Origin of the sequence: Oceanobacillus sp. FSL W7-1304 (genome assembly GCF_037969805.1) — a bacterium.
In the GTDB taxonomy this organism is placed as follows: Bacteria; Bacillota; Bacilli; order Bacillales; family Amphibacillaceae; genus Oceanobacillus; species Oceanobacillus profundus.
Window position 1 is genome coordinate 513,840 of sequence record NZ_CP150211.1, and the last position, 26,831, is coordinate 540,670.

The following is a 26,831-nucleotide window of genomic DNA, read 5'->3' on the forward strand; positions in this document are numbered from 1 at the left end:
TCACTTTTTCATTTAGTGGGGCTCGCTTCACCCCCAACTAAATGTTAGTACTGATAAGGAGCCCTGCTGGACCTTAAGAGAATCAGGAATTTACGGGCTTTGCCTCCCCACCACACATGTTTTCGTCCCCGCACACATAGAAGAGGGTGTATTACACCCTGTTGTGTAAGAAAACGTTTTACAATTACTCGACAAAAACAATTTAATGTTTTAGAATAAATAATATAATGTCTTAGTTACATAATAATATAAAACCAATTCCTAATTCAAATTGTAACTTTAGGAACAATGAAGCTTCAAAGGAGGATAATAGTTGTGGGACATCTTATTTTAGCAATCGTATTATTATTCGTCGCATTACTTGCAGTAGTTTCAGTTATTCGTCAACTGAAATATAAAAATCTATTTGCATTAGCATTTTCAGCTTTGACAGCATTAGCATTTGGATTCTTCTCCATTGCAACGATTATATCAGAAATCGCTGGATAACTTAATCAAACATCCATAGAAGCAAAAAGTTAACTTTTCGGAGTTAACTTTTTTATTTTGAACAACTAGAAATACCTTTAAATTAGAAATACATAACTAGAGCTTGCACCTAAACACATTTAAAATAGCCGTCAACAGTAATTAATACTGTTGACGGCTATAGACTTTTTAACTTTTAGTTACTTGCTGCTTCCTTATCACCAAAATCAATAAAGCGGAACAGGTCACCATAAATCAAGTTATCAGAATAGGACAACTCTGTTTCAACTTTTTCAGTAATTGGACTACATGCATTTTCAGTACTTGACTTTGCCTTTTCTTCACCAGTTGCATCCAATTCTTCACTGTCTTCCTCTATCGGCTCACCAGTTTCACGATCATAGCACATACCATAGGTAGAAATATAATCATCACTGATAAAATCGCCATTTCTTAACGCAATATATCCTTTTCGTTCATCAGCGAACACATCGTTTCCAAAGTAAAGATCATCTTCAGCCTCAATACCTAACAGACTAAGAATTGTTGGTTTCATATCAATTTGACCAGTTACTTCAGACATTACTTTACCATTTCCATCACCAGGAATATGAATAAACATTGGCACTCGCTGCAATTGCACTTGATCATAAGGCGTTATTTCTTCTTTATCCAGGTACATACTCATTGCACGATTGTGATTCGCACTAATTCCAATATGATCTCCCATGATTATAATGATGGAATCTTCATATATACCAGCTTCTTTCAATTGATCAAAGAAGTCTTCTAGTGCTTCATCCATATACCTTACAGCTGGGAAATAGTTATTCAGCGTATTTGAATTTGAATCATATGGCTCAATTGACGTATCATCTTCTTCTAGCTCAAATGGAAAATGATTGGTTAGGGTAATAAATTTCGTATAGAAAGGTTGTTCCATTGATTGTAAATATTTAATAGATTGTTCAAAGAATGGCTTATCCTTTAAACCCCAGCCAACTGTGTTCTCATTCGTAATTTCATAAGCTGCTTCATCATAAAAATGGTCGATTTCTAAGCTCTTATACATGCCATCGCGGTTCCAAAAACTTTTGTTGTTTGCATGGAGAACGGATGATGTATAACCTTCTTCTTTAATTATCTCTGGAAGTGCATGATACTCATTACCGCCATGGGTAAAGAATACTGCCCCTCTAGATAGTGGGTAAAGCGAGTTTTCTATTAAAAACTCAGAGTCAGAAGTGTTTCCCTGACCTGTCTGTTCATAAAAATTCTCAAAATAATACGTATCTTCATCTTCGGTCAAGCTATTTAAGAACGGTGTTACCTCTTCCCCATTTACCTCATTATTAATTACGAATTGTTGTAGTGATTCAGCATTAATAAAGATTACATTCTTACCTTCGGCTGCCCCGAACATATCTGAATTCCCAGTGATCTTCACATTTTCATCGATATACTCTTGAATTTCCGGAATCTCGTTTCCGTCTGCAAAAACACGCTGTGATTCCGTTTTTGAATGAACAACTAAATCGTAAACATGATAGTTTAACAAACCAATATTTTTCACTAAATATTCACGATCAAAAGCTCGAGTAAATAGCTGCGGTCTTTCCATTTCTGCCAAGAAGAAGTTACCCGCAAGAAGTGCTAGTGACATTGCTAATGCAAATACCTTCCCGCTTTTCGGATATGCTACCGATAGCTTCGTTTCTTGTTTTTTACTTAAATACCAAATTAGAGCTGCATCAGCAAAAAACAGAATATCATAAGGCTTAATCAAGGTTAAAATACTCGAACCTAAATCTGCCATGTTACTTCCCATGAACAGCTGCGGAATTGTGATAAAATCGGTAAATTGGCGATAGAATACGAGATTTGCGAAAATGACAAATGAACCTATAAAGGCTGTGTACCTTAGAAATTTCATTTGACGAGAACGTTTGTTAAACCATACGCTAATCGCAAAAACAAGAAATGCCGATACAAACGGGTTAATTAATAATATTAACTCCTGCATTGAATTATCCAATTCAATATCAAACATAAATCGATAAACAAAGTAAGTTTTTAGCCCAAATAATAATGCTGCCATTATATATAAGGGGATGGTAGGTCTTTTAAACTTCATCTTGCTTCCTCCTAAAATAGTAAAACTCATTCCTATTGTATGTTTTAACCGTGGAATGTTTTTGCTGTTCTGTAACTATTCCATTAAGGATGTGTAACATCGTTACAGAAGAGACTTTTTCCATTTATTTTTCTAATCTAACACTTGCAATGCATATGAACTTGTTCAATTCCGAGGTTTTTAGTAAAAAATATCTTTTCACGTCTAGCTTAATAGATGAAACATCACTTGCACCCTATTTCCCTTTATGATGGAACTGTAAACATTTGTTTACAAAGTTAGTACTATATAAGACGTCTAGGACTTATAAAAGGTTTCAACTATTTTACATTTAATTTATATTTAGTAGCTTATTATTCTAATAGAAATCGAAAAAAAATCAAGTCTAACTATTGTCGTTATTCAACTTTTCCAATACTAAAGAAGCCCCTCCGATAATTCCTGCATCATTTCCAAGTTGTGCGATTTTAATTTCGCAGGCATCGGATACTCTTGGTAAAGCATATTTTCTAAAAGCGATTCGAATCTCATTAACAAGCAAGTCGCCAGCTTTTGAAACGCCGCCACCAATTAGAACTTTGGAAGGATTAATAATAACGCCCAGGTTAGCTATCACTTGACCTAGTACATCTGCAGTCCTTTTTACAATGCTAATTGCAATAGCGTCTCCATCCTTGGCCAAATCAAAGATGTCTTTTGCTGTAATTGCTTGATATTTTTTATAAATTTCTGCAGGCTTACTATCAGGATAACTCGCTATTTTATCCATAGCTTGACGTACAATGCCTGTTGCTGATGCTATTGTTTCAAGGCATCCATTATTTCCGCAATTGCATGGATAGCCATCTTTTTCAATGGTTAAATGACCAAGCTCACCAGCCATTCCATTTATTCCATTAAGTATGGAGCCATTAACAATAATACCTCCACCTACTCCGGTTCCAAGTGTCAAAGCAACCAAATTCTTTGCTTGATTACCTGCACCTGTCCAGTTCTCTCCTAGGACAGCAATATTAGCATCATTGGCAACAAACACAGGTAAGCTTGATTTTTCTTTTAATTGATCTGCTAAAGGGAAATCCTTCCATCCGATATTCACCGCTTCAGATACTATCCCTGAATCCATATCAATAAATCCTGGAGCTCCAACCCCTACACCTAAAAAAGAACTTATACTTAGATGTAATATGCTCAATTTACGCTCAATAGAAGCCCAAATCTCATCGACTATTGTAATACCGGCATTTAATTTATTTGTTGGTACCTCCCATTTTTCTAGAATTTCACCCTGTTGATTGATGATACCAATTTTTACAGATGTTCCCCCAATATCTATCCCCAATAGTAATTTTTCCATAACTTACTCGCCCCTTTTGTCCATAATGAGCCGTTTTTCTTTTTTTAATACCATTTTTGCATTTTGATATTCCGAGATTTGCACAAATTTCATCTGATACAATTCATCCAATTCCATCTCCATTAATTCCAGATCGCCTAAACGATCACCCGTATAGATGAACGAACCATAACGTTTCAATAATTGTTGTATATCATAAACATTTTTCATTAGAACCACCATTTCTCATTATACCAAAGAATTGAGAATTGAGGAATCATAAATCCATATAATGTAATTTATGATTTCCTGCGAATCAATTATTTAAATAACGGACTGTGCTAACTAAGATAATCAGGAAACTTAAACATAAATCCTCTCCATTGCTCATATTTTTTATAGACAAGTCATGAATAAAAGGAATGACAGATGATGAGAAAGTGGAAAATAATGCTGATATTTTTTACAATCCTAACTATTGGAGGTTTATTCATACTGAGAGCAAACACAGTTCCTACAATAAGTTTTTTTCCGTTAGATGAGAAAAGTTTTATAGATGAGGCAAATACTTCGTTAACATTAGAGTCTGTAACGGGATCAGACTCATATAACATTGGATGGAGTATAAATTCAACAAGCGATAAGAGTATGTATCTCAGACAAGATGTTTCACTGCTATTTGATAATGGTATTCTTCGTGGTGTACGTAGTAAGTGGGTTCAAAACACAGACCAAATTCATATGGATGAAACTGTTGCGAGTGAGGACTCCAGTCATTTTCAAAGTATTTCCTTCCACCATGGCGAAAATCACTATGGTGGAGAAGACATTAAAAGTGTACAAGCAATGACATATGATGAATTATATGTTATTGACTCTCCCACAACACCTATTAAAGCTTTTAAACAACCTGTTACACCGTTTGAATCCGAATGGAAAGAATTGCTTGACCGTTCTTCCAAGCAGCAATTACTTTTTCAATGGCATTTATTGATCCAGTATTTTCAAATCAACCCAGAAAATTATCGAGCAATTCCGTTGGTGGATTTATATAAATACAACAATAAACCACTCACAAATATGTCACAACAAGAAACAGACGTATTAATTGGAAGGCTTTGGGAGGGGATATATAAAAATTATGTTATTCCGGCTTCTGAGTCATCAGAAAATCAACTTGAAAGCTACATACCTTTAATTTTAATCGATAAACAAAATACACATTTATACGTTCTTTTCGAATTAAATGGTGGACGTGAGCAACTAATTCAACGCATCCCTGAAATAAAGAATTAATAAAATAAAAGCGCCTTAATTGGCGCTTTTATTCAGGTGATTCTCCTGTGATTTTTTTATAAACCTCTGCAAATGATTCTTCATCCGGATTCAATTCATAGGCTTTCGTTATCATTTCTTTTGCTTCTTCTATTTGACCGTTACTGTCGTACAATAATGCTAGATTATAATACGCTTCAGGCAGCACTGGCTCATGTAATATACTCTGCTCTAAGTCCTCGACCGCTAAATTTAGCTCATTTAATTCAATATATGCATAGGAACGTTGAAATAAAATTGGACCCTGCATATCACCCTGAAGGTCTAGTGCTTCCGTTGCCACTTCTACAACTTCTTCAAATTGATTATCCAATAATAATTGCTCTATTTGCATTAAATAATTTGATTGATTATTCATATTACTATTCAATCCAAAGATGACAAGCCCTGTTATAAGCATAACATAAGCAATAAATCCAATTAATTGGATTCGTACATTTTTCTTGTTAGGTAGGTGCATCATCGCTGATGCAAGAAACCCTGCTAGTAGTCCACCAATATGTGCTCCCATGTCAATCTGCTCAACGGAAAATCCTAGAACAATATTAATGAGAAGTATAATTAGTATATTGCTCCCCATCGTCTGAAAGAAAATCCGCTTATAAATAATACCAAAAAACAGCAATGCACCAAACAATCCAAAAATTGCTCCTGATGCTCCAGCAGACACGTTTGTTGTAAATGCAAAGCTTGCTAAGCCACCACCAATTCCAGCTAGGAAATAAATAAAAAGAAATCGGGTTCTCCCAAAAATCCGTTCCGTTGCTGTTCCTAAATAATAGATTGCGAGCATGTTCATTAATAGATGAAGGTAACCAATATGAAGAAACATCGAGCTTGCAATTCGCCACCATTCCCCTTCAATTATACTCGGGTTATATTTTGCACCCATTTCGATAAGAGTATTAATCGAAGTGCTGCCTCCATTCAACTCAAGCAAAATAAACAAAACAAGATTAATTGCAATTAATAAATATGTAAAATATGGCTTACCAAATGAGAAAACCTTTTCAACTTCCTTATGTTTGTTCTCAAGTACTTCTGTTAAATACCTCTTTTTATTTTGAATATCCTGCTCTTGTTGCTCTTCATCAACATTTTCTGGAATTGTCCTGAGCTGTACATCTAAATCAGTCTGAAGTCTGTCGAATTCTTCAATAGAACCTTCATTATCTAAATAATATACTTTCATTTTTATTGGATTCTTCTCTTTTAGCTGCATCGGTTTCTTTAAGCTTTCCCAGTCATCTACTGGTGCGTGTGAGGATATGTAAACATTGTATAATTCTATATGTTTACCTGCTAATAATTTTTTCATTGCCTTTGCTTTCTGGAACACAATTGCAATATCTCGTTTCAAATGATTCTTCCAATCAAAGCCCTTCTGTATAAGACGTATTACGTTAGATCTTTTATTTACATATTTTTCGAGCCATATCTCATTCGTATTATGGTCGATATGCAGAATATCAAATTGCTGATTGGCTACTAGTTCGTATGCCATATGATAAAGCTTATATTGATCATCAAGATACATATAGTCACCTTCCTCTTCATTATCATAGCAGAACAACAGCCGTTTTCACAGAACGATGCATAAAAGCCAATTACAGCAGTTAGATAAGCTATATCTAAACTGTATTGGTGGTTCTTAGAAAACTTGGCGTTCGTCAAACTTTTAGGAGCATGCCCTAGTTGCACTTATGCAAGAAGGAAAGTTTTTATACTTTCTTTCTTGCCAATAAAAAAGAAGCTGCAATTACGCTGCCTCTTTTCATACATCACACCTCTGAAACCGAAAACATATTCTGTAACATTTTCGATCGTAGACTTGGGATCTTCATAGACAATACTACCGCTTTTTTCCTGATGAACCCAATGTTCAATAAAGCATCTAATATTTTGTACCTCGATCGATAGAAAAACATAGTTGATATCAACAGCAGAACTAAGACTATTCCTGTTCGCAATGAACCCACCTTCCTTCCAAATGGTATTCATAGTTTTTTTCCGAACAAGTAATATTATACGTTGATCAAGATTCTTGCGTATGTATGATTTTATTAGCTGTAATAACATATTGGACTGGAAGATCATGCTTTTCCTTTGGAATATGATCGACTAGCTGTTCATCGCTACATAAAGAAACCGTTTTTTGATTAAAATCGACTAAAAATCGATCATAATAACCTCCACCAAAACCGATTCGGTAACCGTGCATATCGAATAATATTCCTGGAACAATTAGAAGGTCAATATCTTTTTTTGCAACGAATCGCTTTCTATCTGGAATTGGTTCAAGCAAATCGAAGTATACGGATTCAAGCTGATTAAAGGTATTAATTGCATAAAAATGCAGCTGTTTATCAACGGGAATACATTTTGGTACAACTATTCTTTTGTTTTGTTTCCAGCCAGCTTCGATAATTGAACCGGTTGCCCATTCAAAATCCTGAGCTATTGTCATCCCGATTGTATTTGCATTTTTCCATAGTTCTGATGAAAGCAATCTTTCCTTTAATTGGTCTTCAATTTGTTTTTTTTCATGCATTGCTATTTTTTTTAAACGATCGATTGCTTCCTTTCTTAACTTAGTTTTGTCCAAAGATTTCCCTCCTTCACATATAAAAAACTCTTATCATATATATGATAAGAGTTTTTTCATTTAATTTCATTTATTTTGTTTCACGGTGCAAAGTGTGTTTTTTAAGACGTGGTGAATATTTCATAAGCTCAATACGTTCAGGGTTCGTACGTTTGTTCTTTGTAGAAATATAGTTACGATCTCCTGTTTCAGTACAAGCTAAAGTAATGTTTACGCGCATGATCTTCCCTCCAAACTTTAACAACTTGCTTTTTTATCATACATATTATTACGTACAGACTTTAATTATAATAGCAGAGTTTTTTAAACTTAGCAAGAATGTAACTAAAAAAATTATGGTTTTCTCATGTGATAAACTATGATATAACTATTATTTTTTTTATATTGCAAAGCGTTACATCAAACCCCTTATAAACCTTTCCGTATCAAGGTTTACTAGTTTTCGCTTATTTTCAAGAACGCAGGATAAAGCAAGTAAATGAATCTAATTGGGGGTACATTTGGGGGAGAATTGGGGAAGAATTGAGACCAAATAAAAAATATACGTGGGTAGAGGTTAAATGAGAGAGGATACGAACCTCTCTCTTCTTATTTATATATGGTAATATTAACTCCCCTGCTTTTCATTCTTATTAAGTTATAACCTAATCGATATATTTATTCGCTATGTAACCAAACTTACCACGATCTAATGTGATTTCTTTTGTTAAGTGAAAACACCTAACGTGGGCAACTGTATAAAACTCGCCAATGATAACAGCTTCATTAAAATTTATTATTTGTTGGCAACCACCACAGTGAAGCCTACCGATTACAGTCATGTTATCCCTCCTGATTAATTTGATTCTACAAAAATATTAATTATCCTTTTTTAAAAAAAATAACACCCCCTCTTTCCAACTTCCTTCGATTGTAATTGTAAAGGGAGGTGTAGACGATGAGCGTAAAGGAAAAATATCTAGATAATATTTATACATGGGAGAAAGAACAGGAGCAACATGAGTATTACATCAAGGATTTAGAAAATCATGATGAGCTGAGTGATTCATTGGTCGATACTCGAGTTAATGAAGTATATGACTTTGACTTGGCACAGGAAGTTTGGCGCGATTTATAATTTAGAGGGCGATTAAGCCCTCTTTTTGTTCGACGGGCAGTTGCACAAAAGCCCCCATAAACGTGAGTGCTTATTTTTTATTTAGTAGTGATATTTAATATTAACGTTTAAAAATATCTTTTCCTAAGCCGATATATATTTAGAAAGAAGGTGAAAGTAATTGAAAATACATCTAATAATATATAAATTTATCGACGACCATTTTAACATCAATATTAACTTAAAATCTTTAACTTATATTACCACTTTGCTATTTTTTTCTTACTTTGTATTAACATTCTTTTTTCTTATTATAGGAATCGACGCAAATAATACTCTTTTAATGTTGGCTGGAATGAATATAATGTCCATGTTAATTTTAAAAACGTATAACTATTTCCAAAATAATTACTTAAATCCACCCCTGTTATTGCTTTTATCTATAACAGTACAAATATTTACAGGAATTATATTATCACTACTTACAATTCTACTTATTACAAATAATAACATGCATTTTGAGCGTTTTATTTCAATAATAGGATTTCTTTTAACAATATTAAGTTTTATGTTTGCTATAATTTCAAGTAATTTTTCAACTCTCAAAAAGTATGACATTAAGGATTTAAACAAACGATGGCATATAATACGTTATAAAAGTAAAATGTATAAATCTAATGTCAAATCATCATCAAAAACTAAAAGGAATAGAAGATTTATTTATAAAAAATAAGCCCCGACATAATTGTGGTGGCTTTTAAAAAGAAATTTTGTTTATTTATGTCGAATTAGTTATCATAAGAGACAGGAAGGGGTTTTTAAATGAATAATGAAAACAGAGCTATTAAAACACTTGCAGAATTAGTGATTCAGGAATACCAAAAGATTGTTGATAAGTTGTATATTAATCTTCTAAAAATCAACCCTGAAGCTTTAAGGTTATATAAACCTGAAAACATTAAAGTATACCGGGTTATTTTTAATCAAGATTATTTCCAATGGAACGATTGTATGTTTTTTACATATAAGAGAGGTGGTAATTTAGAAATCGATGAATTAGATCTAACAGATGAAAAATATTACAAACATGACACTCTTATTTTCGATAAAACTATGGAACAAATTCTTGCTTTTCGTCTTGAAGAATTAAATGTTAACGACATTATCTATAAACACACAGTTTTCCAAGGGCAACTTGACCAGATAATTGAAGGCAGAGAATTAACCTGGCGAGGCACTCTAAGGGCTGACATTGATGGTTTGTTAAGAAAGGAAACGCGAGAATTCCACTCGCATAACAATAATCCTCAAGGTTACTACGCAAAGAACGCTGCAAAGTTTGCATATTCTGAACTTGATTTGGAGCCTATATTAGCACATGTTAATGATAAAGATTTTTCATATCAACTGGATCAGGCTATAGCTGCTTACGATAATTCTTTATACTTACCTGCCTGCGCTACATTAGGAGTATGTCTTGAAACTGTTTGTAAATTACTACTAAAGAATAATGGAATCAAAGTAAAAGATAGTGATTCAACAATGTTAGACCAACTGAGTAATAAATTAAAAGAAAATCACTTAATTAATTATAAGTTAAAAGGGAGAATAGATGTTTGTTATAAGGTTCGTAATTTAGCGTCTCACACGAGTCCAGGTAAAATTGTAAAAAGCGATTGTCATTTTATATTAAATACAATTTCAGAGATTGTTGAAACTCATTTCAATCTTCAATGATATTATTTGAAACGTACATAGATGAAGTAACGTACTGGTTTTTTTCTTTAATTTTTTCAAGTACATTGCGGGTAGTCTCGCCAATTTTACTATCTTCATACAATATATCTCTGAAAGCTCCCATATGGCTAACTGCCTCATAAACTATAGCAAGTTCATCATCTGTAAAATTCATTTTATTACACATGGTCATGGCTCCTTATATAGTGATTTTACTATTATTATGTAACAGCCCCCACAAGCGTGAGGGCTTCTTCTTTATTTACTTAACTCTTAATCTTTGCCCTGGCTGAATAGCATCGCCAGTTAAACCGTTCAGACTCTTGATAGCATTAACAGTTGTATTATACTGTTGGGCAATACCCCAAAGAGTCTCACCACTTTTTACAGTGTGATATACTGCTCCGCCACCACTGACAATTAAAACTTGTCCAGGGTAAATCGTATCATTCGTTAATCCATTTAGATCTTTAAGCTGCTGCACAGTCAGTCCGTGTGCTTGAGCGATGCTCCATAACGTATCACCAGATTTTACGGTATAGGTACCAGTGCCACCGTCAGACTTTCTTCTTAATCCTAACGCTTGCGCAATGCCATCTGCATGGCCAAGAGCAATACGATCTAAATATGCATTAGATTTAAGCTTAGCTGCATCACTAGCATTATCGATAAATCCATTTTCAGTTAATACCGCAGGCATGCGGGATTCCCTTAACACATGGAAGTTAGCACGTTTTTTACCTCGATTAGTAAAGTCCACTTGCTTCATGATTTCCGCATGTAATTTATCTCGATAAGCTACTGTATTATTGGACACACTACCGTTATAAATAAAATCTTCGTAACCAGTACCGCCGCCAGCGTTAATATGAATTGATACAAAATAATTAGCGCCCCAACTATTAGCATCGTTAGTACGTTGAGCAAGGCTTCTTGTTGTGTCAATTGTACGACTCATACGGATAGAGTGACCTTCATAGTCTCTGTTTAAGATGTCGCGCACTTTAAGAGCGATTGTTAAATTAACATTTTTCTCTTGTAGTCCATTACCAATTGCGCCTGGGTCTGTACCACCGTGTCCTGGATCTAAATAAAGTTTCATAATATATTCCTCCTAATATAATTTTTGGGTAATAAAAAAGACACCTCTTTGAGATGCCTTATTTCGTAGTTCCTTCACGCTGCTTAACTAATTCAAATAACCCTGTTCCCGCCAAACCAGCAAAGCCGCCAGCCCATAACCTCAATACAAGATCCATCTCAGTAAATGGATAAGCTGCAGATCCTATAGCTAGTCCAATTATAAGGCTGATAATTGGTATAACGTTTACTGGCATACTGATTGATTTCTTAATTCCTTCCACCAACGCTGTAACAATTGGTAATAAAACAGTTGCAAATATTAATACCTGTTCCAAAACTCTCACCTCCTTTCAAGTATAGAAATTCTTTTATCATGATCAATGAGTTGTTCTTCGTGTTCTTCCAGTTCTTCATGAATTGCCTCTCTGTCTCTTTTACTTTCATTCAAATTTTCATTGAGAGACTTAATTTGAAATGTTAAAGGCATCAAAGTCTTTTCTAAGTGATCAGCCTGTTTCTTTTGGGCTTCGATTAGCGCTTTTGTTGTTTCTTCTTGATTTTTTTGGTCTGGTCTTTGCACCAGCATTTTATATAGCCAAATTAAAAAGGAGCCTGCAGCTCCTAGTACAGCTATCATGCTCCCAACTTCATTCCATTCCATACTCGACCCCCTAACTACTGTTTTCCTGCATGAAAAAAGCACCCCTTATTGAGATGCTTCTAACTTACTTATTCCGTCATAAATTGCTCGTTGATAGTTATCACCTTCACCAACAGCTTTTCTTCCTTTGCTGTCACCCACTATTTCTACTACCGCGTAGCTTCTTTCATTATTATCATATGAATGACATAAATAGTGTATATCGTTACTTACCACAGCTCGTGATATTACTGGATACATTTATACTCCCCACCTTTCTACCTATTGTATCGGACATTAAGTGGGGTATCTTTAACCATTAATAATAAGAGCCATATGAGCACATAATAAAAAGCACCTCGGGTGAGATGCTAAAGATTCGTTTTTAACTATTCCATCTTTAGTAATAAAATATAAAACTTCCAACTATTTTCTTACGGAAATTTTACTCAATCACTCTTATTTGGTTCCGCAATAAATGGTTTATTAATTTTAATAAGACTTAAATCATTGTTAGACTCTTCCAAAATATCTATTGGTAAAATTTTAAATTCTGGGGAAATTGTATTACTTTCCGAATCAAATTTCGCTGCTATTATCTTATCATTACTAAATGTTATTATTAGATAGTCCTTATAACTATCAATAATAAAGAAATCAGTCTGATTTTTTGCATTTGTTACACCTAAAATATAAGGTAGCATTAAAAAAACAATAACGATGGTTACAAAGGCGGCCTTTAGGTACTTTTTTAAATAAAAATATAACAAACAAAAAAATAAACCTATATATAAATAACAAATTACAAACTGAGCATTTGATTCTTTTCTCGCCATTACTACAACAGTGATTAAGCCGACCAAACATAATAATTGAAAGAAATAGTTAGACTTTGGACCTAACATATTTACTGTAACTTTATTAAACAACCAATTAATATCAGTTTTGTCTAGAAAATAAATAAAAAAGACTAGCAATGTCGATATTCCTATTCCTAGCAAAGATATACTTTTCGTAATATTAAAGATAGAAAAGTCAATAAAGTGAATGGGGATAGAAAAATAATTATTATAGCCCCAACCATATGAAAAGGTAACGAAATAACCTAATCCAGTGAGAATAAAAATATACAATGCTACATCAATTGTTTTAACTTTCTTCACAAATCACCCTCCTTTCGCCTACTCTATTCATCGAAACTAAAGGATAACCTTCTTTTTACCTATAAATAAATTTACATAAAAGTAATTTGAATCCATACATAAAATGCTCCTAGCCCCGCTAATCCAAGAAGAAAGTTTACTATATCTCGATGGATTCTAATAGTTTTTTGAACCATCCTTAATATGATTGCTGTTACTACCATGAAAACAATTATTAATATCCCAAGGTAAACTAGCTGCATAGCTATATCATTAAGTGGGTTTTCTATACCTTCAAACACCTTAATCCCCTCCTAAATACCTATATCGGACATCAGGAGGGAATGTTTAGTAAAAAGGGCACTTATTAAAAAGCACCTCGGTGAGATGCTTTAAAAATATTGTTAGTTATTTTCCTCCATTGTAATTGGCATATCGTGATAATCTTTTATAAATTTATATTGTCTCCCTCGCTCTAACAATAATCCTTTATGGTTAGTTGCTTTAATAATTTTCCAATCGCGACCGCTATCTAATGTAATCTTAAAAGTGTACTTCCTATTTTTAAGTATAAAGAATAAATCTACTCCCAATAGCACAATAACATAGACAATAACTGAGAAAATGAATAAACTAATAAAACTTATAAACAAGCCAAGCTCTAGTTTATCACCTTCAAATACAATAATAAAAGTTGAAACTACGATCGCACTTACAAAAGACAAAGATAACGGATATCTAACTTTTTGAAAATTAGACATTAACTTCCTTTCAACTACTGTAGTATTAAAGTTATTGATAATATAAATAATACAATTACCAACCAATCCCAAACTAGTGATTATTAAACCAATAGTTGATAGATCATTCAATTACATCACCTCCCAAATACCTATATCGGTTAAAGGAGGGAAATATTTAGCCAAAGATTTATTCAGCCTGCAAATCAGCAATAACAGTCTGTTTAATCAACGCTCTCAACTCATCATTACTTGCAGAAGATGCTTGATAATCTTCCTTGGATACTGTAATAGGACCATTAAATGAATAAGATTTTCCTGCTGTGATGAAGTTTAACTCAACACCTGTATACTCTTTATCAAACCCATTGTCATATTTGAACTGGATACCTGTAATTGTTATTCTCATTGTTCTTCACCTCCTAGATTAAATGCATCGTACAAAACAGAAAGAGCGTAAGCATCGTCCCCTGAGAACTCCTGCTCACACTCTTCATTCGATAACTCTTTAATTTTTGCTTTGACTACATTCAATGGCTTTAGCATATTGCTTCCTTCTACAGTTACCGTTTCATCAAAGTATGACTTTAATTCTTGCTCTAGCCATTGGATTGGTTTATCCTCCCCATCCTTTCTTATTGTTTTTTCGCCCTCAACAACAACCTCTAATTGCTCCCTTAAATAATTAGTAAGCTTAGAGCGATTGACACTCTTTAAACCTTTAAAGTTTTCCTTCTCCAAGAAGCTAATCACTTTGCTTAAATCAATATTTCTAATCTCTAATTTCATTATGCTGCTACCTCCAATTTGTGTATTCTTTCTTCTAGTTTTGCTACTTTTAAAACCAGTTCTTCCTTTTCTTTCCTTACTCTACTGATTTCATCATCTATAACACTTTGCAGTCTAGTAAAGCCTTCATCAACCTTTAAATCCAACTCTTGTAATCCTTTAATAGTTGGAGGAATTAATTGGCTATACTGTACTCCATAGTAACCATCTGCGCTCCTGCTCAATATATTCGTACTCTCAATATCAACACCATGATTAATAAGAGTATCTCGTAATTGTTGCGCTATAATTCCATATTGGATTGGCTCTACTGCTAAATTAGGATTCTTATTTATTAGCTGGAATGATTTAGTCTCAATATCCTTAATGAAAGCTAGCCCTAGATCATTGTCTCGAATGTTTTCTTTCATTCGCTCGTCAGATCTAACATCTGGTTGATAAACAGTATAGAGGTAACTAAATCTATTAGAATTTGAGCCTAAATTATAGTATTTAGGATTGGTAAACCAGTCACTAGCATTTAAACCGTAAAACGCCATTTGAGGATTACCTTCATAAGATGTTTGCATAGCCCAACCTTGGTTTAAATCGAATTTATTTCTATAATTAATCCGATCAACAGCGTACACAACCGCGCTTCCATCAAGATATAATCGTCTAAATCCACCACTATTAGTCCCCAGATTATAAGCGTAAGTACTTGTATTCATTGGATGAATGTCAATTTCGTTTGACGTAAGGTCGAACATTAATCCTTTATTAAAAGACACAGCTTCATCTCTAATGTGGAAAATGTGACCAACTACAGAGTTACCAATACCATCTGTTTGTTGTCTTTGTCTCGTATTAGCAATAAAACCAGTAAAATTCTCTTCATCCCGTGGGTTAGGTTTTGTCGTATTAGTTGTACCTAAAAAGACATAAGGAAAACGATCATTAATTGATGTTCCAACTCCAAAACCTGCTGACCTAGTGATACCGCCTACACCATCAAATCGCTGGAAGTACATCCGATTACCAGCACTTGTGAAATGTATGTCTGCTCCGCCACCTAACGTAAAGTTCGTATTGTTCATTGATAGACTTCCATTATTCAGGTTAAACGTAGTATTACTATTTTGCGACTGAAGGATACCACCCGTAATACTATTTGCACTCAAATTAATGACACTAACTCGGCCAGCATCTAATATGCCTGTTGTCATCTTGCTGGCATCCACAGAAGTAATATTTGCACTATCAACTCTAAACGTACCTCTTACGGTCGTGTCACCATCCAAGATTAGTTTCTTACCAGAGATTAAAATACTCTCAGTAGAGACATTAATCTGGTTGATAATATCATCTTTCATAACTCTTAAATTGATATTGTCTGAGAGCTGGGTGAATTGTGACTGGGTTGCTAGGTCTTCGGGTGCTGGTGACCAGTCGGTAGCTTTAGTCCCTTTCTCTATTTGAAAATCCCATATTTCAATAACATAGTTTGGTCCATAATTTGGCCTATTAGGTTGGATATACCAATAAGGTGCTGAATCAGCTGGGAAACTTTTTGGTGTTTTAAAGTGTACTTCATAAGAATGTGTGTTTGTGTCATCAGGATAATCCTGATCACCTGAAGACCAACTTCTATCTGAATAAACTTTTACTCTATCTCTGTAGATATCTCCATTTCCTGCACCAAATGATACATTGTGTCCAGCCATTCCATTTACCGTACCACTAATCTTTTTAACTTTGAACGTTGCAACATAATTTGAATCTGGCTCAAAATAATTTTTTGATACTCTTAAATAAGGATTACTAGCACCTGTTTTAGTAAGTCTATAAACATAACCATTCTTTGTAGCAAGACTCATTGTAAGGCTATTATTAGATACAATATTCCTTCCACCAATCTCCAATCCATCCAAATCATCCCGAACGCTCTTAATCGTACTATCCAAACTAGAAGCCGTTTGTGTAAGTGTATTAATATTACCTTCTGCATCACGTAAATCAGTCTGCAACGTATTAGCCAATTGTGTAACAGATGAAATGTCACCCTCCGCACTAGCTACACGATTTTGTAACCCTTGAGCAGTTTGTGTAAGACTGCTTATGTTACCCTCTGCATTTTCAATACGAGTAGCAAAGCTAGATGATGTCTGTTGTAAGGTACTTATATTTCCTTCTGCACTGGATACTCTTGTTTGTAAGCCTTGGGCTATTTGCTTAATGGAACTTATTTCTCCTGTCTGATCATCGACAATAGTACTTAATGCATCTGCTTTATTAAATGCACTATCAGCCCTGGTCATAGCAGATTGTGCTTCGTCAAACGCTCCCTGAGCTTCACTTATTGCCTCCAAGGCATTACTAGTTGCTAAGTTAGCATTTGCAACAGCTTGGTCAGCTTGGTTACGTGCATCATTGGCTATGTTTTCAATGTCTTTTACATCAGCACTAACAACACGTTTCCATTGGATACCGTCATAACGATACGTACGAGTATATTCGCCATCAACTACCCTAAACCATAGATCACCTTCATTTAAATTTCCTGATGGTTCATCTGGTCCGTAATAAATCCTGTTTTTCCCGTTCGCTGCGGTAATTGCTTGATTAGCATTCTGTTCTATCTCTGTAACTTTATTAACAACATCAGAGGCTTTATTTACTTTATCCGTAAATTTAGCTTTTACATTACCAACATCTACAGCCAGATTCTTTTCAACGATAACGTCATATTCAATACGGTTAACAATAGCAGCACCTTCTACGCTTAGCTTACTATGCTTTACTGTTATGGTGTCACCCATACCAACTAATTCTAGCGCTGCAACATCTTTGTATTCTTCAGTTTCCCAAAGGTGTTCAAATTGGACTTCCATTTCCACCTTTGGCTTATCCCTGCCTGTTTCTTTAAACCAGTTACTTGCTACAGCTAATAGATCCTGGCTAGTTTCTACACCTTCCTCATTGGAAAAATCCACTGGTAGAATATAAGGCATTTCGTAATCATTGATATGTGGACTATCAATATATTTACCTGGAACAGTGATTAACTCTTCTGGTTCATCGTCAGTAGCTTCTTTAAAGATAAATGGATAAATACGTGTAACTAAATTGGATATATCAAACTTTGCAGTTAGACCTGTTAAGTTTTTCTTATAAGTTACAAGCACACCATCATCACTACCACGACGATCGTGCATAACAAGATTAAAGTTATCACGCTCAATTTGGCCGCCCCAAAACTGTAAAACAGAGCCATCCATACCAGCTATCATCTGTAATGGATTCGTGCGATATAAGCTAGTACTTGATTGGGTAGTCGAGTTTGAGCTAGTTACATTAAATGCATGTGGATAGGCTGTACTAGAGCCAATTAACTCCATAACTTGACGTTTGGTAAGGTTTCTAGCTTCTAATTTTTCCACAAAGTTATTGGCCAGGTCATTTGTAATGTGTACTGCATCGATAATTAAATTGTCGTTTTCATGGTTCTTGGTAATTGAATAAATTCGAAACAGCTGCTCATCTTGCTTATCGTTAGCTTTAGCTTTGATAATCATTTCTTCATCAATTACATCAGCCAAGAAACCGTCATTGTCATACTGCATGTTCAGCTCGAACATACCGTTTAATTCCTCTATGGCTACAGCTGTTACTGTTCCAGTTAATAAACCTAATCCATTATGCACAAAGTCTGTTTCGTCTGACTTATATAAAACTGGATACAATAGGTTTCCTCCTTTCTTGCAAAATAAAAAGACACCGTTTATTTGGTGTCCTCTTTGTCTATAGGTTCAAATTTGAAACCTTTTTCGAATGGGTGCCGTATTCTATCCATTTCTCTTTTTAGCCTACCAGGACTTGTGTTTCCTTGTTTAGCTGCTATTTTTAGTTTCATTAAATAAACCCAATATTTAAAACCAAATTTACTCATTCTCTTCGGCAACTTATCAAATGTTTCTAGATGGGTGTTCCATCCTTTCTTTCTTTTAGCTTTTACTGCATAAAGATTCCCTAAAGTATCTTGATAAATTACTTCCAGTTTAGCTTTTTCAAAATGCCCTTTTTCAAGCTCTTCATCTCTCAGTTCTAACAGAAGCTCTCTTTCCTCGTCTGGATGTAATTCTGCGATAGGTCTTGATAAATAATGAAGTTTGACCATATTTAGTTTCTTTTGCCTAACAGATAACAAAATAAAAGCTTTAACAATGTAGCCTTTTCCAACATTTTTCACTGCAACTTTCCAATAAATTGGATAATATCTCTTTCTGTTATAACCATCTACGTATCTTCTAACAATAACTTGAGATGAATACTCCATATGAAGCGTCTTATTAGCATATGCGACAGTACCTATGGTGACTATTAATAATAAAATATTAATAATAACTGATAACCAATCAATCACAAAAACACCCCTATTACTTATAATAATAAGAGTATATCACACCCACCTCCATCTAGGATTAACCTCTAATTTTGTAATAGCTCCATCAAAATCAATCACGTTGGATCCATGCTTAAAAACAGGAAAATCACCAATCATATGGTTGTTTAGATTGGTGATAATTCCGCTACTGTTTCCATATGCATTCATTAATTCTGAATCGATAATGATTGTTCCGTTAATGTTCTGTATGGTGATTGGAATATTATTAATATAAAGCTTACCTACACCAGAGCAGTGTACAGTAATGATTGGCTCTGATTCATAGCCATGGTTGGTTAATGTGGTTCGGTCAGTTATTGTTTTGGTTGGATTGGTTTCATATTGAAATGGATCCAGGCGAAATACCACTGTGAATTCTCCCAGTTCCAAAACATCGTTCAAGGCATCGTTAATAGACACTGATTTTATTTTATAATAAACAAAATCATCGTCATTTAACATTAACGTCGTGGCATTAAAAAACTTAATCTTTGCATGTCTGAACGCTACTTTAAATGAAGCCTTCTCGTAAAAATAGAAATCTATTGGTAACTCAATATCCTTGAATCCGTTCTTTTTTGTTAACGAACCGTGACGACCTTTTATTTCAATGTGCTCATTATCTTCTTCAGGAGTAGGTATTACAACTCTTTCCCTTTGGTATATATTAAATTCTCTTGTATCTACGTTATCTAAAAAGGTTGCAATTGATGATTGTCTAATCTCTACCACCCCCAAATGCAGCTTGTCTTCTGTTAGATAAGTTATTAAGCATGTTATCGATCTTGTTAATATCGTCGTCATTTCTGACGTAGTTATTTATAACGATAGGTTGTTCTTTTCGTTCACTATTATCTTCTTTCTTACCCATAGCAGTAATCAACTTTTCTAATACTCCTTCTAAGGATGCTATTTTATTTTCAAGACCACTGTTATTAATTTCATGTTGAACTTTTAATGTCTGCTTGTTACCTTCCACAGCTAATGCAATAGCGCCAAATGATTGTTTAAAGCCTGAAACTTCTTTATTTAATGCTTCAACAGATTCTCTACCAACCATGGCGGCCGCTCTTGCAGATTCCTTTTTGCCTTTATCAATGGACAGTGCAAAACCATCAATAAAGTTTTCACCTTCTTTTTCAGTCTCCTTAGATGGAGAATGGGAATTAATTGACCTTTTTAATGCGCTTAAAGCAGATTTACCTAAGCTCCATGCAGCACTCCAAACGGATCCACCACCGCTATTAATCGAACCTCTAAATCCGGCTACAAATCCTGAACCTGCACCAGCTGTGCTAACAGATCGTAGTCCTCTTTCTCCACTGCTCGCAACACTTCTACCGCCAGTGTTAACCCTACCTGCCCAACTGACAAGACCTTGTCGAAATAGAGAACCTGCTCTGCTACCTCCACCGCCATCTGTAGTTGAACGCAACTCTTTAGTAACATCGAGTGAAAGTACACGACTTGTTTTTCTATTGCTACCACGAGTGCTTTCAAGACCTTCTTTATGAGCAGTACCTTTATCTTTACCATGTTGCTTTGAAGTCCCGTCACCAGTACCTAAGCCTTGATTGCTGGCATTAGAAAAATCTTCTGCAGCATTTCTAGCAGATGCAGTTGTACTATCAAGACCCATAATGTAGTGTTTACCGGAAGCCTTACCTAGTGATTCTGTTTCAGCTTGGCTTTTTTCAAGTTCAACATTATGCGCATCAATGATTTCTTTAGCTGTTTTTTGTGAACCTGGTACAGCATCGCTCAATCCCATGATGTAATGGTCACCTTTAGCTTTTCCAGCTTCCATTGCTTCTTCAGCGTTATTTGATAATGCATCAGTAGTATCTCTATTAAATTCATCCATAAGGATTAATGCTTCGTCATACGTATATCCTAGAGATTGCAAGAACTCTATTTGCTGTTCGTTTGCTACCTTGTTAGTTTCATTAGCGAATTTCTCAGTATTAGCTAGATAACCCTCTTGCTTTTCTAGCCACCTCTGGTAATACTCTTCATCAGTTTCCGCTCGTTTGATATTAACCAATCCATGCGCGGTAGCAACACCTTCCTCTATTTCCTGCCTTTCTAAAATTTTCCCGGTTTCAAAATCTAGCAATTCACCACGTTTGTCAACATGACCAGCTAGTTCCTGTAATGCTTCATTTCTCTTTTTCCCTGCGTCAGCATACATGCCTGTGGTTTGTTGTTCGAGACCCTTCATTAATTCGGAATGCTCTGCATATGAAATTTTTTCTTGCGCAAGCCCCTGATCTAATACATCTCTTCTTTCATTGTAATGATCTCGAATTGCATCAAGTGAACTACCATAAGTGTCATTAATTCGGTTTATGAATTCTTGGGCTTGTTGATTTTGAATAGCTCCGCCTTGATCTATTATGCGCTCTTGAATTGCTTGCATTTCTTTTTGAGTACCAGCAAACACTGCAGCTCCCTGGTCCATAATCGCATAAGCTTCATTGTAGGCTTGTTGAATTTTTGGTGGATAATCAGCCCAATTTGAACCATATTCTTCTACAATTTCGTTGATCGTATCTCTAGCTTTTCTATATTCAGCAATGTCTTTATCAAATAATTCCAGGACTTTATCTGTCACCTGTTCTGCTGTAGCAGCTCCTGCTTCACCCACTGTTCCATAAATTTCATTTATGACTCGGGTTAATTCATCACGCTGAACTTCTAATTCAGCTATAACAACATCGGCCATTTCTGAAAAAGCTTTCTGTATTTCTTTAACAGTCTTAGCAGCTTCATCACCAGACATGGTCCGTAATTCAACCATTTTAATTTTGGCGTTTTCGTATAAATCCGTGTAAGCTTTAACTCCGGTTTTTGTTCCTTCAGATAAATTAGCACCATAATTTAAAGCATCTTGTCTAGCCTCTCGCTGCTGTTTCTGAAGATTTTCCGTATGCGTTTTGGCTGCATACAAACCTATACCCAATGCACCTAATATAGTTGTTGTTCCAACTATAGCTAAACCTAATGGTCCCGCAAACATCATTAAAGCACCAATAGCTGCAGTGGCTAAACCAATTGCAGATACTACCCCTAGCACACCAGCTGTGACTAAAGCAGTACTAGCTATCGTATCAACGGTTGCATCATCCATTTCCAAAAACTTTTGAGTAAGTTCAGTTAACCAATCTGCTCCTTCTCGTACAATGGGGATTATTTTTTCACCGAACATAATTTGAAGACCTTCAAGACCTGATTCGAGTTCATATAACGATCCTTGAAGGTTATCCTGCATCGTGTCAGCCATTTCCCTAGCCGCACCTTCTGAGTTCTTCAAATCCACTGTATAATCAGCTAAAGCAACTGAACCTTTTGCCAACAAAGAAGACCATCCGGCCGTACTTTCTGAACCAAATAATAACGCTAATGCTGCAGTTTCAGCCTGGGAAGTCATTCCTCCCATACCTTTCTGGAGCTCAGCAACAACTTTATCTAGTGACTTCATGTTGCCGTCTGCATCAAATACATTGATTCCTAATTCTTCTATCAAATCTCCAGCTTCACCTGTTGGCTTTGATAATCGAATCAATCCTTGTCTAAGCATACGGCCTGCCTCTGAACCTTGAATACCCGCATCGGACATAACCATAGTTCCAGCAGCCATATCCTCTAGAGACATTCCAAGAGTTGATGCAATTGGGGCCACTACTTTCATTGAGTCACCCATCTGTTCAACGTTGGTATTCGCATTAGATGATGCTCTAGCCAAAACATCCGATACCTTACCAGACTTTGAAGCTTCCATACCAAAACCACTAAGAATATTAGAAGTAATGTCTGCTGCTCTACCTAAATCCATTTGCGCCGATGCAGCTAAGTCTAACAGTCCGGGAGTAGCATCAATTATCTCATTAACTTCAAAACCTGCCATTCCTAGGAAAGACATTGCTTCCGCTGCAGTCTGAGCACTAAACATGGTAGTGTCCCCAAGATGTTTAGCCATGTCCTTAAGTTCTTCAAACTCGTCTGTATTCGCTCTGGTTAAAGCTTGAACCTTACTCATTTCAGTTTCAAAGTCTTTAGTAATGTTAATCGCATCTTTACCAACTTTTACCAATCCAGCAAACATGGCACCGGAAGCTATACCTACCGCTGTACCCCATTTTTGCATTGATTCTCCGACATCGCGAAACTGTCTATCGAATTCTTCAAAAGTCTTCTTAGCTGCTTTTCCTTCTGCGTTTAACTGCTTAAGCTGTCCTTCATACTTTTTCATTTCGCTTTCGGTATTATTTAAACGACGAGCCAATTCTTGTTGCTTTTGTGCATGCTGTTCTTCTGTAACGTTTCCTTTTTCGAGTTCCCTAGTCCAATGTGCTTGCTCCGTCTTAATAGCTTTTACACGATTTGTATACTGTTGAATAACACCAGTGAGCTGTTTTTTCTTAGCACTGGTGGAATCAAGTTTATTCCCATACTGATCCGTTTCAGCGGCAGCGTTTTTAAACTCAGAGTTAAGTAGTTTAATCTGATTACTAGACTCTGCCATAGCCGACTTAAATTGGGATGTATTAGCAATCAAATTAACTCTTAAATTCTTTCCGCTCATTTATTCACCGCCTTCCCGTTTATATTCCTAGGTCATCAATATAAAGGACATCGTCCTCATTGGTTTCCTTTTCTTGCTTCCGTCTACCAAGTAATTGCAGATGATAGAGTATATCCATCTCATCAATATCGTTTTGTGTATAACCCAAATCTATTAATTGGTTATAAGCGTCTTGAACAACTTCAGTTAAGTTTTTTTTTCATTTATTTCTTGAACTACATCTGAAATGTCAATATCTTTTGTTAGCATTTCAGCTGCTAAGGACACCTGACCCATAACAAATAAAGTAGTAGAATAAATAGTTTTAATTAAATCTCGCGAATCAATGCCGTTTTCAAATTCATCTAGCGTGAATTGATTACCGAATACATCACATACAAATTGCATATGTGAATCCAAATCTGCAATGACCATTTGCCCAGATTCCAACTCTTCACCAACCATTGCTGCTTGTCGCCATAAAACTCCAGGTATTTTTTTAGGAGTAACAAACCGCTTGTCTTTATCATCTATTTCAAGCAATATAGAAAATGCTTTTCGTTCTTCCTGACCATTCTTACTCAATAAAATCACTCCTTAACGAAATAAAAGGAGTGAGCATTAGCCCACTCCTTCTTCACCTTCAGTTATTTCTTCTTCGCCCTCGCCTTCTTCAGGTTCTTCGGGCTCATTAGGGTGTCGCTGTTGGTAATACTTCAGCTGTTTCCTCATCATAAACAACATCTGCAAACCAATCTTCTGTACTAACAATCTCTGAACTTAAACGCGCTCTCCATTCACCGTTATACATTAACGGTCTAAAACTGATAGACAGGTTCGCATCTTGCGCTGTGATCGTTCCTTCATCAGTTGCATGTTCGATCCCCATAATTGCTGGTGTTCCTTTTAACAGCCAGTAAAAACGTTTCCCGCCACCACGCAATTTCGCTTCAAACCCTAATGCGATTTCTTTCTTAATATCATCTTTATTAGAAAACGTAACTCCATTCACGACTTTTTCACCAAACATATCAGCTTGCATTTCTTCCGGGATATCTACAGCAGCCATTTCAACATCAAAACTCTCAAAGTTATCTAACTGTGCAAAGATACCGTTATCCGCATACTTTGGTGTGGACTCTTCGTTTGGTGTACCTGATACACTAACTGCACCCTCTATGTGCTCAATAGTTCCGTATTCAACGCCTGTAGAATCGTCTTTATTCAGAACAGCCATGTGAAAATTGGAAAGACCGTGAATTAACCTTGCTTTTTTCTTTTCTGCCATTATTCATTACCTCCATAAAAGTTTTTTTCATACCTTAAAGGTTTGTGATATAATCCTGTATCAGTTTCAAATAAGTTTTCTGAATCGTATTTCCCGTATTCCAATGACTTCATAATTCTGTCGATAGCTTTAGTCATTGTTTTTTCATGCATAACGGTTTGTGAATCTGTAAAAATACTAACTTGGAAATTAACAGTTGCTCTTGATTCCTCATTATCTGCATGACCTGATGGCACGTTATTTATTTCTGAATAAACTACCCTAGGAAATGGTGAGTCTTGTTCAGCTACTAAATTGTGAAATCCGCCAATTGCTAAACTAGCTAACTCTTCATCAGTTCTTAAAGCCTGGAATAACTCCGATTGTGCATCATAATTTCCTAAATCGCTCATCTGATCACTCTTTCCAATACGTTCATCATTGCGTTAGTTGCTGCGCCTTCGCTCTGCTGACTAGATCGTTCAACAGGTGCTTGGGGCGGTTGTCTACTTGTTCCATATTCAACAAATTTAGCCCTCCATCTTAAAGACATTTTCGGACCAACTGAAACACCGGTACCTTCCTCTGTATCAAATGCCTTACCGATAGTAACACCATCCTTGATATGCTCACCATCTGCACCAGATCTGTTCCAATTAGCGATTTGATTTCTCTTTACAATTTCAGCACCTGCTTTTACAGCATCGCTTTCTAAGTTACTTAATTCATCACTTGCCATGTTTTCAAATTCTGCTATTAATTCCTCAGCACCAGAAACATCCAACTTCATTTATCTCACCTCATTGACAATGAACTCAAATTCAATATTCTTTTCTTCGAGGTTATTCAAATAGGTGATTTCAAAAATTCGTTCTTTATTAGTTTTTGGATGAACATATTTCATGCGTAACTTTTCACCCAAGTTATAATATTTTTCTTCGACATCTTGACGATAACGAGTGTTTATTCTAGCCGAAACTTTAACTTGCTCAGCACCAGCCATAATAAATTCATTACCGCGGATGTTACGAATTTGTGCATACGTTGTTCTTAAATCACTTTCAACCCATCCTTCAATCCAATGACCATCATCATTTTGATATTTTCCCATTTCTTCAAACTGAACAATCTTATTGTATTTAGCCGGGTTAGTTAATTTATTTGTCGTACTTTGAAGTGATTTATTACTAAACATCACCAATCAACCCCGCTTGTAAAAGCATGCTCGTAAGTGTACGATCCAGCTCCTGGGAAATTTGAGTATTTCTATTCTCGTACCAGCTAGTGACTAGCAAAATAACAATCTGCTTGTGTATATTTATTTCTTCATTAAATTCTTGGCCAGTTGCATTTTTTAGATATTCTTTTGCTGTCTCAATTAGATGATTCAGTAACTCGTCTTCATATTTATAATGATCATCTAACCTTAGAAATTGCTTTACGAGTGAAAGCATTTAATCACTCCAATCAAA

At 35.3% G+C, this 26,831-nt stretch carries 33 protein-coding genes; 4 read left to right on the forward strand and 29 right to left on the reverse strand.

From position 1 onward, the window contains the following. The first annotated feature begins 288 nt into the window (after window positions 1–288). A complete protein-coding gene (locus NYE61_RS02625; RefSeq protein WP_095306999.1) occupies window positions 289–489 on the forward strand; it encodes a DUF2759 family protein in 201 nt (66 codons plus the stop codon). A 175-nt stretch (window positions 490–664) separates the two neighbouring features. Here the strand turns inward: NYE61_RS02625 and NYE61_RS02630 are convergent, their stop codons facing one another. The 3 genes from NYE61_RS02630 to NYE61_RS02640 all read right to left on the reverse strand — a co-directional run bounded on the left by NYE61_RS02630 (window position 665) and on the right by NYE61_RS02640 (window position 4,169). Beyond that, window positions 665–2,602: an LTA synthase family protein gene (locus NYE61_RS02630; RefSeq protein ID WP_303447174.1), complete on the reverse strand. Its 1,938-nt coding sequence runs from the start codon at window positions 2,600–2,602 to the stop codon at window positions 665–667. 385 nt (window positions 2,603–2,987) lie between these two features. After that, window positions 2,988–3,959 carry an ROK family glucokinase gene (locus tag NYE61_RS02635; RefSeq protein WP_251658914.1) on the reverse strand — a complete coding sequence of 324 codons (972 nt, stop codon included), beginning with the start codon at window positions 3,957–3,959 and terminating at the stop codon, window positions 2,988–2,990. A 3-nt stretch (window positions 3,960–3,962) separates the two neighbouring features. Next, on the reverse strand, window positions 3,963–4,169 hold the full coding sequence (locus tag NYE61_RS02640) for a YqgQ family protein (protein ID WP_095307002.1): 207 nt from the start codon (window positions 4,167–4,169) through the stop codon (window positions 3,963–3,965). A 219-nt stretch (window positions 4,170–4,388) separates the two neighbouring features. On the opposite strand from NYE61_RS02640, the gene NYE61_RS02645 reads away from it, so the two are divergent. Next, on the forward strand, window positions 4,389–5,234 hold the full coding sequence (locus NYE61_RS02645) for a hypothetical protein (protein WP_339316778.1): 846 nt from the start codon (window positions 4,389–4,391) through the stop codon (window positions 5,232–5,234). Window positions 5,235–5,262: 28 nt separating this feature from the next. On the opposite strand, the gene NYE61_RS02650 is transcribed toward NYE61_RS02645, so the two are convergent. The 5 genes from NYE61_RS02650 to NYE61_RS02670 all read right to left on the reverse strand — a co-directional run bounded on the left by NYE61_RS02650 (window position 5,263) and on the right by NYE61_RS02670 (window position 8,699). Further along, a complete protein-coding gene (locus tag NYE61_RS02650; protein ID WP_303447176.1) occupies window positions 5,263–6,810 on the reverse strand; it encodes a rhomboid family intramembrane serine protease in 1,548 nt (515 codons plus the stop codon). A 164-nt stretch (window positions 6,811–6,974) separates the two neighbouring features. Continuing rightward, window positions 6,975–7,274 carry a hypothetical protein gene (locus NYE61_RS02655; protein WP_303447177.1) on the reverse strand — a complete coding sequence of 100 codons (300 nt, stop codon included), beginning with the start codon at window positions 7,272–7,274 and terminating at the stop codon, window positions 6,975–6,977. 34 nt (window positions 7,275–7,308) lie between these two features. Next, window positions 7,309–7,878, reverse strand: coding sequence for a 5-formyltetrahydrofolate cyclo-ligase (locus NYE61_RS02660; protein WP_303447178.1), 570 nt, complete (start codon window positions 7,876–7,878; stop codon window positions 7,309–7,311). Between the two features lie 70 nt (window positions 7,879–7,948). Beyond that, a complete protein-coding gene (rpmG, locus tag NYE61_RS02665) occupies window positions 7,949–8,098 on the reverse strand; it encodes a 50S ribosomal protein L33 (protein WP_017797039.1) in 150 nt (49 codons plus the stop codon). Window positions 8,099–8,522: 424 nt separating this feature from the next. Next, on the reverse strand, window positions 8,523–8,699 hold the full coding sequence (locus NYE61_RS02670) for a hypothetical protein (protein WP_303447179.1): 177 nt from the start codon (window positions 8,697–8,699) through the stop codon (window positions 8,523–8,525). Between the two features lie 116 nt (window positions 8,700–8,815). Here NYE61_RS02670 and NYE61_RS02675 point away from each other — a divergent pair, with 116 nt between their 5' ends. Further along, entirely contained in the window at window positions 8,816–8,995 is a 180-nt protein-coding gene (locus tag NYE61_RS02675; RefSeq protein ID WP_303447180.1) for a hypothetical protein, read from the forward strand. 801 nt (window positions 8,996–9,796) lie between these two features. Beyond that, window positions 9,797–10,711 (forward strand): hypothetical protein, encoded by a 915-nt coding sequence (locus NYE61_RS02680; RefSeq protein ID WP_303447181.1) that lies wholly within the window; start codon window positions 9,797–9,799, stop codon window positions 10,709–10,711. Here NYE61_RS02680 and NYE61_RS02685 read toward each other — a convergent pair. From NYE61_RS02685 to NYE61_RS02785, 21 genes are all read right to left on the reverse strand, one after another. Beyond that, a complete protein-coding gene (locus NYE61_RS02685; RefSeq protein WP_339316782.1) occupies window positions 10,698–10,898 on the reverse strand; it encodes a hypothetical protein in 201 nt (66 codons plus the stop codon). The genes NYE61_RS02680 and NYE61_RS02685 overlap by 14 nt on opposite strands. Window positions 10,899–10,973: 75 nt before the next feature. Then, entirely contained in the window at window positions 10,974–11,816 is an 843-nt protein-coding gene (locus NYE61_RS02690; RefSeq protein WP_303447451.1) for an N-acetylmuramoyl-L-alanine amidase, read from the reverse strand. Between the two features lie 55 nt (window positions 11,817–11,871). Next, window positions 11,872–12,129, reverse strand: coding sequence for a holin (locus NYE61_RS02695; RefSeq protein ID WP_303447183.1), 258 nt, complete (start codon window positions 12,127–12,129; stop codon window positions 11,872–11,874). Between the two features lie 5 nt (window positions 12,130–12,134). Then, the gene (locus NYE61_RS02700) at window positions 12,135–12,455 is read right to left on the reverse strand and encodes a hypothetical protein (protein WP_303447184.1); all 321 of its coding nucleotides are present in this window, start codon (window positions 12,453–12,455) and stop codon (window positions 12,135–12,137) included. Between the two features lie 45 nt (window positions 12,456–12,500). Further along, window positions 12,501–12,671 carry a hypothetical protein gene (locus NYE61_RS02705; protein ID WP_339316785.1) on the reverse strand — a complete coding sequence of 57 codons (171 nt, stop codon included), beginning with the start codon at window positions 12,669–12,671 and terminating at the stop codon, window positions 12,501–12,503. 212 nt (window positions 12,672–12,883) lie between these two features. Beyond that, window positions 12,884–13,597 carry a hypothetical protein gene (locus NYE61_RS02710; protein ID WP_303447185.1) on the reverse strand — a complete coding sequence of 238 codons (714 nt, stop codon included), beginning with the start codon at window positions 13,595–13,597 and terminating at the stop codon, window positions 12,884–12,886. A 71-nt stretch (window positions 13,598–13,668) separates the two neighbouring features. Continuing rightward, window positions 13,669–13,878, reverse strand: a complete 210-nt coding sequence (locus NYE61_RS02715; RefSeq protein WP_303447186.1) for a hypothetical protein — start codon at window positions 13,876–13,878, stop codon at window positions 13,669–13,671. A gap of 102 nt (window positions 13,879–13,980) precedes the next feature. Continuing rightward, window positions 13,981–14,448: a hypothetical protein gene (locus NYE61_RS02720; RefSeq protein ID WP_303447188.1), complete on the reverse strand. Its 468-nt coding sequence runs from the start codon at window positions 14,446–14,448 to the stop codon at window positions 13,981–13,983. A 58-nt stretch (window positions 14,449–14,506) separates the two neighbouring features. Further along, entirely contained in the window at window positions 14,507–14,725 is a 219-nt protein-coding gene (locus NYE61_RS02725) for a hypothetical protein (protein ID WP_303447189.1), read from the reverse strand. Continuing rightward, window positions 14,722–15,105: a hypothetical protein gene (locus NYE61_RS02730; RefSeq protein WP_303447190.1), complete on the reverse strand. Its 384-nt coding sequence runs from the start codon at window positions 15,103–15,105 to the stop codon at window positions 14,722–14,724. Before NYE61_RS02730 ends, NYE61_RS02725 begins: the two co-directional genes overlap by 4 nt. Continuing rightward, window positions 15,105–18,827 carry a phage tail spike protein gene (locus tag NYE61_RS02735; RefSeq protein WP_303447191.1) on the reverse strand — a complete coding sequence of 1,241 codons (3,723 nt, stop codon included), beginning with the start codon at window positions 18,825–18,827 and terminating at the stop codon, window positions 15,105–15,107. Before NYE61_RS02735 ends, NYE61_RS02730 begins: the two co-directional genes overlap by 1 nt. A gap of 38 nt (window positions 18,828–18,865) precedes the next feature. Beyond that, on the reverse strand, window positions 18,866–19,507 hold the full coding sequence (locus NYE61_RS02740; protein ID WP_303447192.1) for a hypothetical protein: 642 nt from the start codon (window positions 19,505–19,507) through the stop codon (window positions 18,866–18,868). Between the two features lie 36 nt (window positions 19,508–19,543). Further along, window positions 19,544–20,260 (reverse strand): phage tail protein, encoded by a 717-nt coding sequence (locus tag NYE61_RS02745; RefSeq protein WP_303447193.1) that lies wholly within the window; start codon window positions 20,258–20,260, stop codon window positions 19,544–19,546. Then, the gene (locus NYE61_RS02750) at window positions 20,247–24,113 is read right to left on the reverse strand and encodes a phage tail tape measure protein (RefSeq protein WP_303447194.1); all 3,867 of its coding nucleotides are present in this window, start codon (window positions 24,111–24,113) and stop codon (window positions 20,247–20,249) included. Before NYE61_RS02750 ends, NYE61_RS02745 begins: the two co-directional genes overlap by 14 nt. 19 nt (window positions 24,114–24,132) lie before the next feature. Further along, the gene (locus tag NYE61_RS02755; protein ID WP_285844487.1) at window positions 24,133–24,261 is read right to left on the reverse strand and encodes a hypothetical protein; all 129 of its coding nucleotides are present in this window, start codon (window positions 24,259–24,261) and stop codon (window positions 24,133–24,135) included. Between the two features lie 38 nt (window positions 24,262–24,299). Beyond that, entirely contained in the window at window positions 24,300–24,677 is a 378-nt protein-coding gene (locus NYE61_RS02760) for a hypothetical protein (protein WP_251658941.1), read from the reverse strand. 106 nt (window positions 24,678–24,783) lie between these two features. Beyond that, window positions 24,784–25,380, reverse strand: coding sequence for a major tail protein (locus tag NYE61_RS02765; RefSeq protein WP_251658943.1), 597 nt, complete (start codon window positions 25,378–25,380; stop codon window positions 24,784–24,786). Then, window positions 25,380–25,772 carry a DUF3168 domain-containing protein gene (locus NYE61_RS02770; protein WP_303447196.1) on the reverse strand — a complete coding sequence of 131 codons (393 nt, stop codon included), beginning with the start codon at window positions 25,770–25,772 and terminating at the stop codon, window positions 25,380–25,382. The genes NYE61_RS02765 and NYE61_RS02770 overlap by 1 nt, the downstream gene beginning before the upstream one ends. Next, window positions 25,769–26,149, reverse strand: coding sequence for an HK97-gp10 family putative phage morphogenesis protein (locus NYE61_RS02775; protein WP_251658947.1), 381 nt, complete (start codon window positions 26,147–26,149; stop codon window positions 25,769–25,771). Before NYE61_RS02775 ends, NYE61_RS02770 begins: the two co-directional genes overlap by 4 nt. Beyond that, complete coding sequence (locus NYE61_RS02780) at window positions 26,150–26,554, reverse strand: phage head closure protein (protein WP_251658949.1); 405 nt, start codon at window positions 26,552–26,554, stop codon at window positions 26,150–26,152. Further along, entirely contained in the window at window positions 26,547–26,813 is a 267-nt protein-coding gene (locus tag NYE61_RS02785) for a head-tail connector protein (RefSeq protein WP_303447197.1), read from the reverse strand. The genes NYE61_RS02780 and NYE61_RS02785 overlap by 8 nt, the downstream gene beginning before the upstream one ends. Between the last annotated feature and the right edge of the window lie 18 nt (window positions 26,814–26,831).

Excerpts from the sequence above, each read along its gene's own strand:
- NYE61_RS02785 (WP_303447197.1), bottom strand. The coding sequence starts at position 26,813 with ATGCTTTCACTCGTAAAGCAATTTCTAAGGTTAGATGATCATTATAAA.
- NYE61_RS02655 (WP_303447177.1), bottom strand. The coding sequence starts at position 7,274 with ATGAATACCATTTGGAAGGAAGGTGGGTTCATTGCGAACAGGAATAGT.
- NYE61_RS02685 (WP_339316782.1), bottom strand. The coding sequence starts at position 10,898 with ATGTGTAATAAAATGAATTTTACAGATGATGAACTTGCTATAGTTTAT.
- NYE61_RS02645 (WP_339316778.1), top strand. The coding sequence starts at position 4,389 with ATGCTGATATTTTTTACAATCCTAACTATTGGAGGTTTATTCATACTG.
- NYE61_RS02635 (WP_251658914.1), bottom strand. The coding sequence starts at position 3,959 with ATGGAAAAATTACTATTGGGGATAGATATTGGGGGAACATCTGTAAAA.
- NYE61_RS02775 (WP_251658947.1), bottom strand. The coding sequence starts at position 26,149 with ATGAAGTTGGATGTTTCTGGTGCTGAGGAATTAATAGCAGAATTTGAA.
- NYE61_RS02680 (WP_303447181.1), top strand. The coding sequence starts at position 9,797 with ATGAATAATGAAAACAGAGCTATTAAAACACTTGCAGAATTAGTGATT.
- NYE61_RS02780 (WP_251658949.1), bottom strand. The coding sequence starts at position 26,554 with ATGTTTAGTAATAAATCACTTCAAAGTACGACAAATAAATTAACTAAC.
- NYE61_RS02630 (WP_303447174.1), bottom strand. The coding sequence starts at position 2,602 with ATGAAGTTTAAAAGACCTACCATCCCCTTATATATAATGGCAGCATTA.
- NYE61_RS02640 (WP_095307002.1), bottom strand. The coding sequence starts at position 4,169 with ATGAAAAATGTTTATGATATACAACAATTATTGAAACGTTATGGTTCG.
- NYE61_RS02625 (WP_095306999.1), top strand. The coding sequence starts at position 289 with ATGAAGCTTCAAAGGAGGATAATAGTTGTGGGACATCTTATTTTAGCA.
- NYE61_RS02770 (WP_303447196.1), bottom strand. The coding sequence starts at position 25,772 with ATGAGCGATTTAGGAAATTATGATGCACAATCGGAGTTATTCCAGGCT.
- NYE61_RS02675 (WP_303447180.1), top strand. The coding sequence starts at position 8,816 with ATGAGCGTAAAGGAAAAATATCTAGATAATATTTATACATGGGAGAAA.
- NYE61_RS02650 (WP_303447176.1), bottom strand. The coding sequence starts at position 6,810 with ATGTATCTTGATGATCAATATAAGCTTTATCATATGGCATACGAACTA.
- NYE61_RS02765 (WP_251658943.1), bottom strand. The coding sequence starts at position 25,380 with ATGGCAGAAAAGAAAAAAGCAAGGTTAATTCACGGTCTTTCCAATTTT.
- NYE61_RS02670 (WP_303447179.1), bottom strand. The coding sequence starts at position 8,699 with ATGACTGTAATCGGTAGGCTTCACTGTGGTGGTTGCCAACAAATAATA.
- NYE61_RS02700 (WP_303447184.1), bottom strand. The coding sequence starts at position 12,455 with ATGGAATGGAATGAAGTTGGGAGCATGATAGCTGTACTAGGAGCTGCA.
- NYE61_RS02750 (WP_303447194.1), bottom strand. The coding sequence starts at position 24,113 with ATGAGCGGAAAGAATTTAAGAGTTAATTTGATTGCTAATACATCCCAA.
- rpmG (WP_017797039.1), bottom strand. The coding sequence starts at position 8,098 with ATGCGCGTAAACATTACTTTAGCTTGTACTGAAACAGGAGATCGTAAC.
- NYE61_RS02730 (WP_303447190.1), bottom strand. The coding sequence starts at position 15,105 with ATGAAATTAGAGATTAGAAATATTGATTTAAGCAAAGTGATTAGCTTC.
- NYE61_RS02725 (WP_303447189.1), bottom strand. The coding sequence starts at position 14,725 with ATGAGAATAACAATTACAGGTATCCAGTTCAAATATGACAATGGGTTT.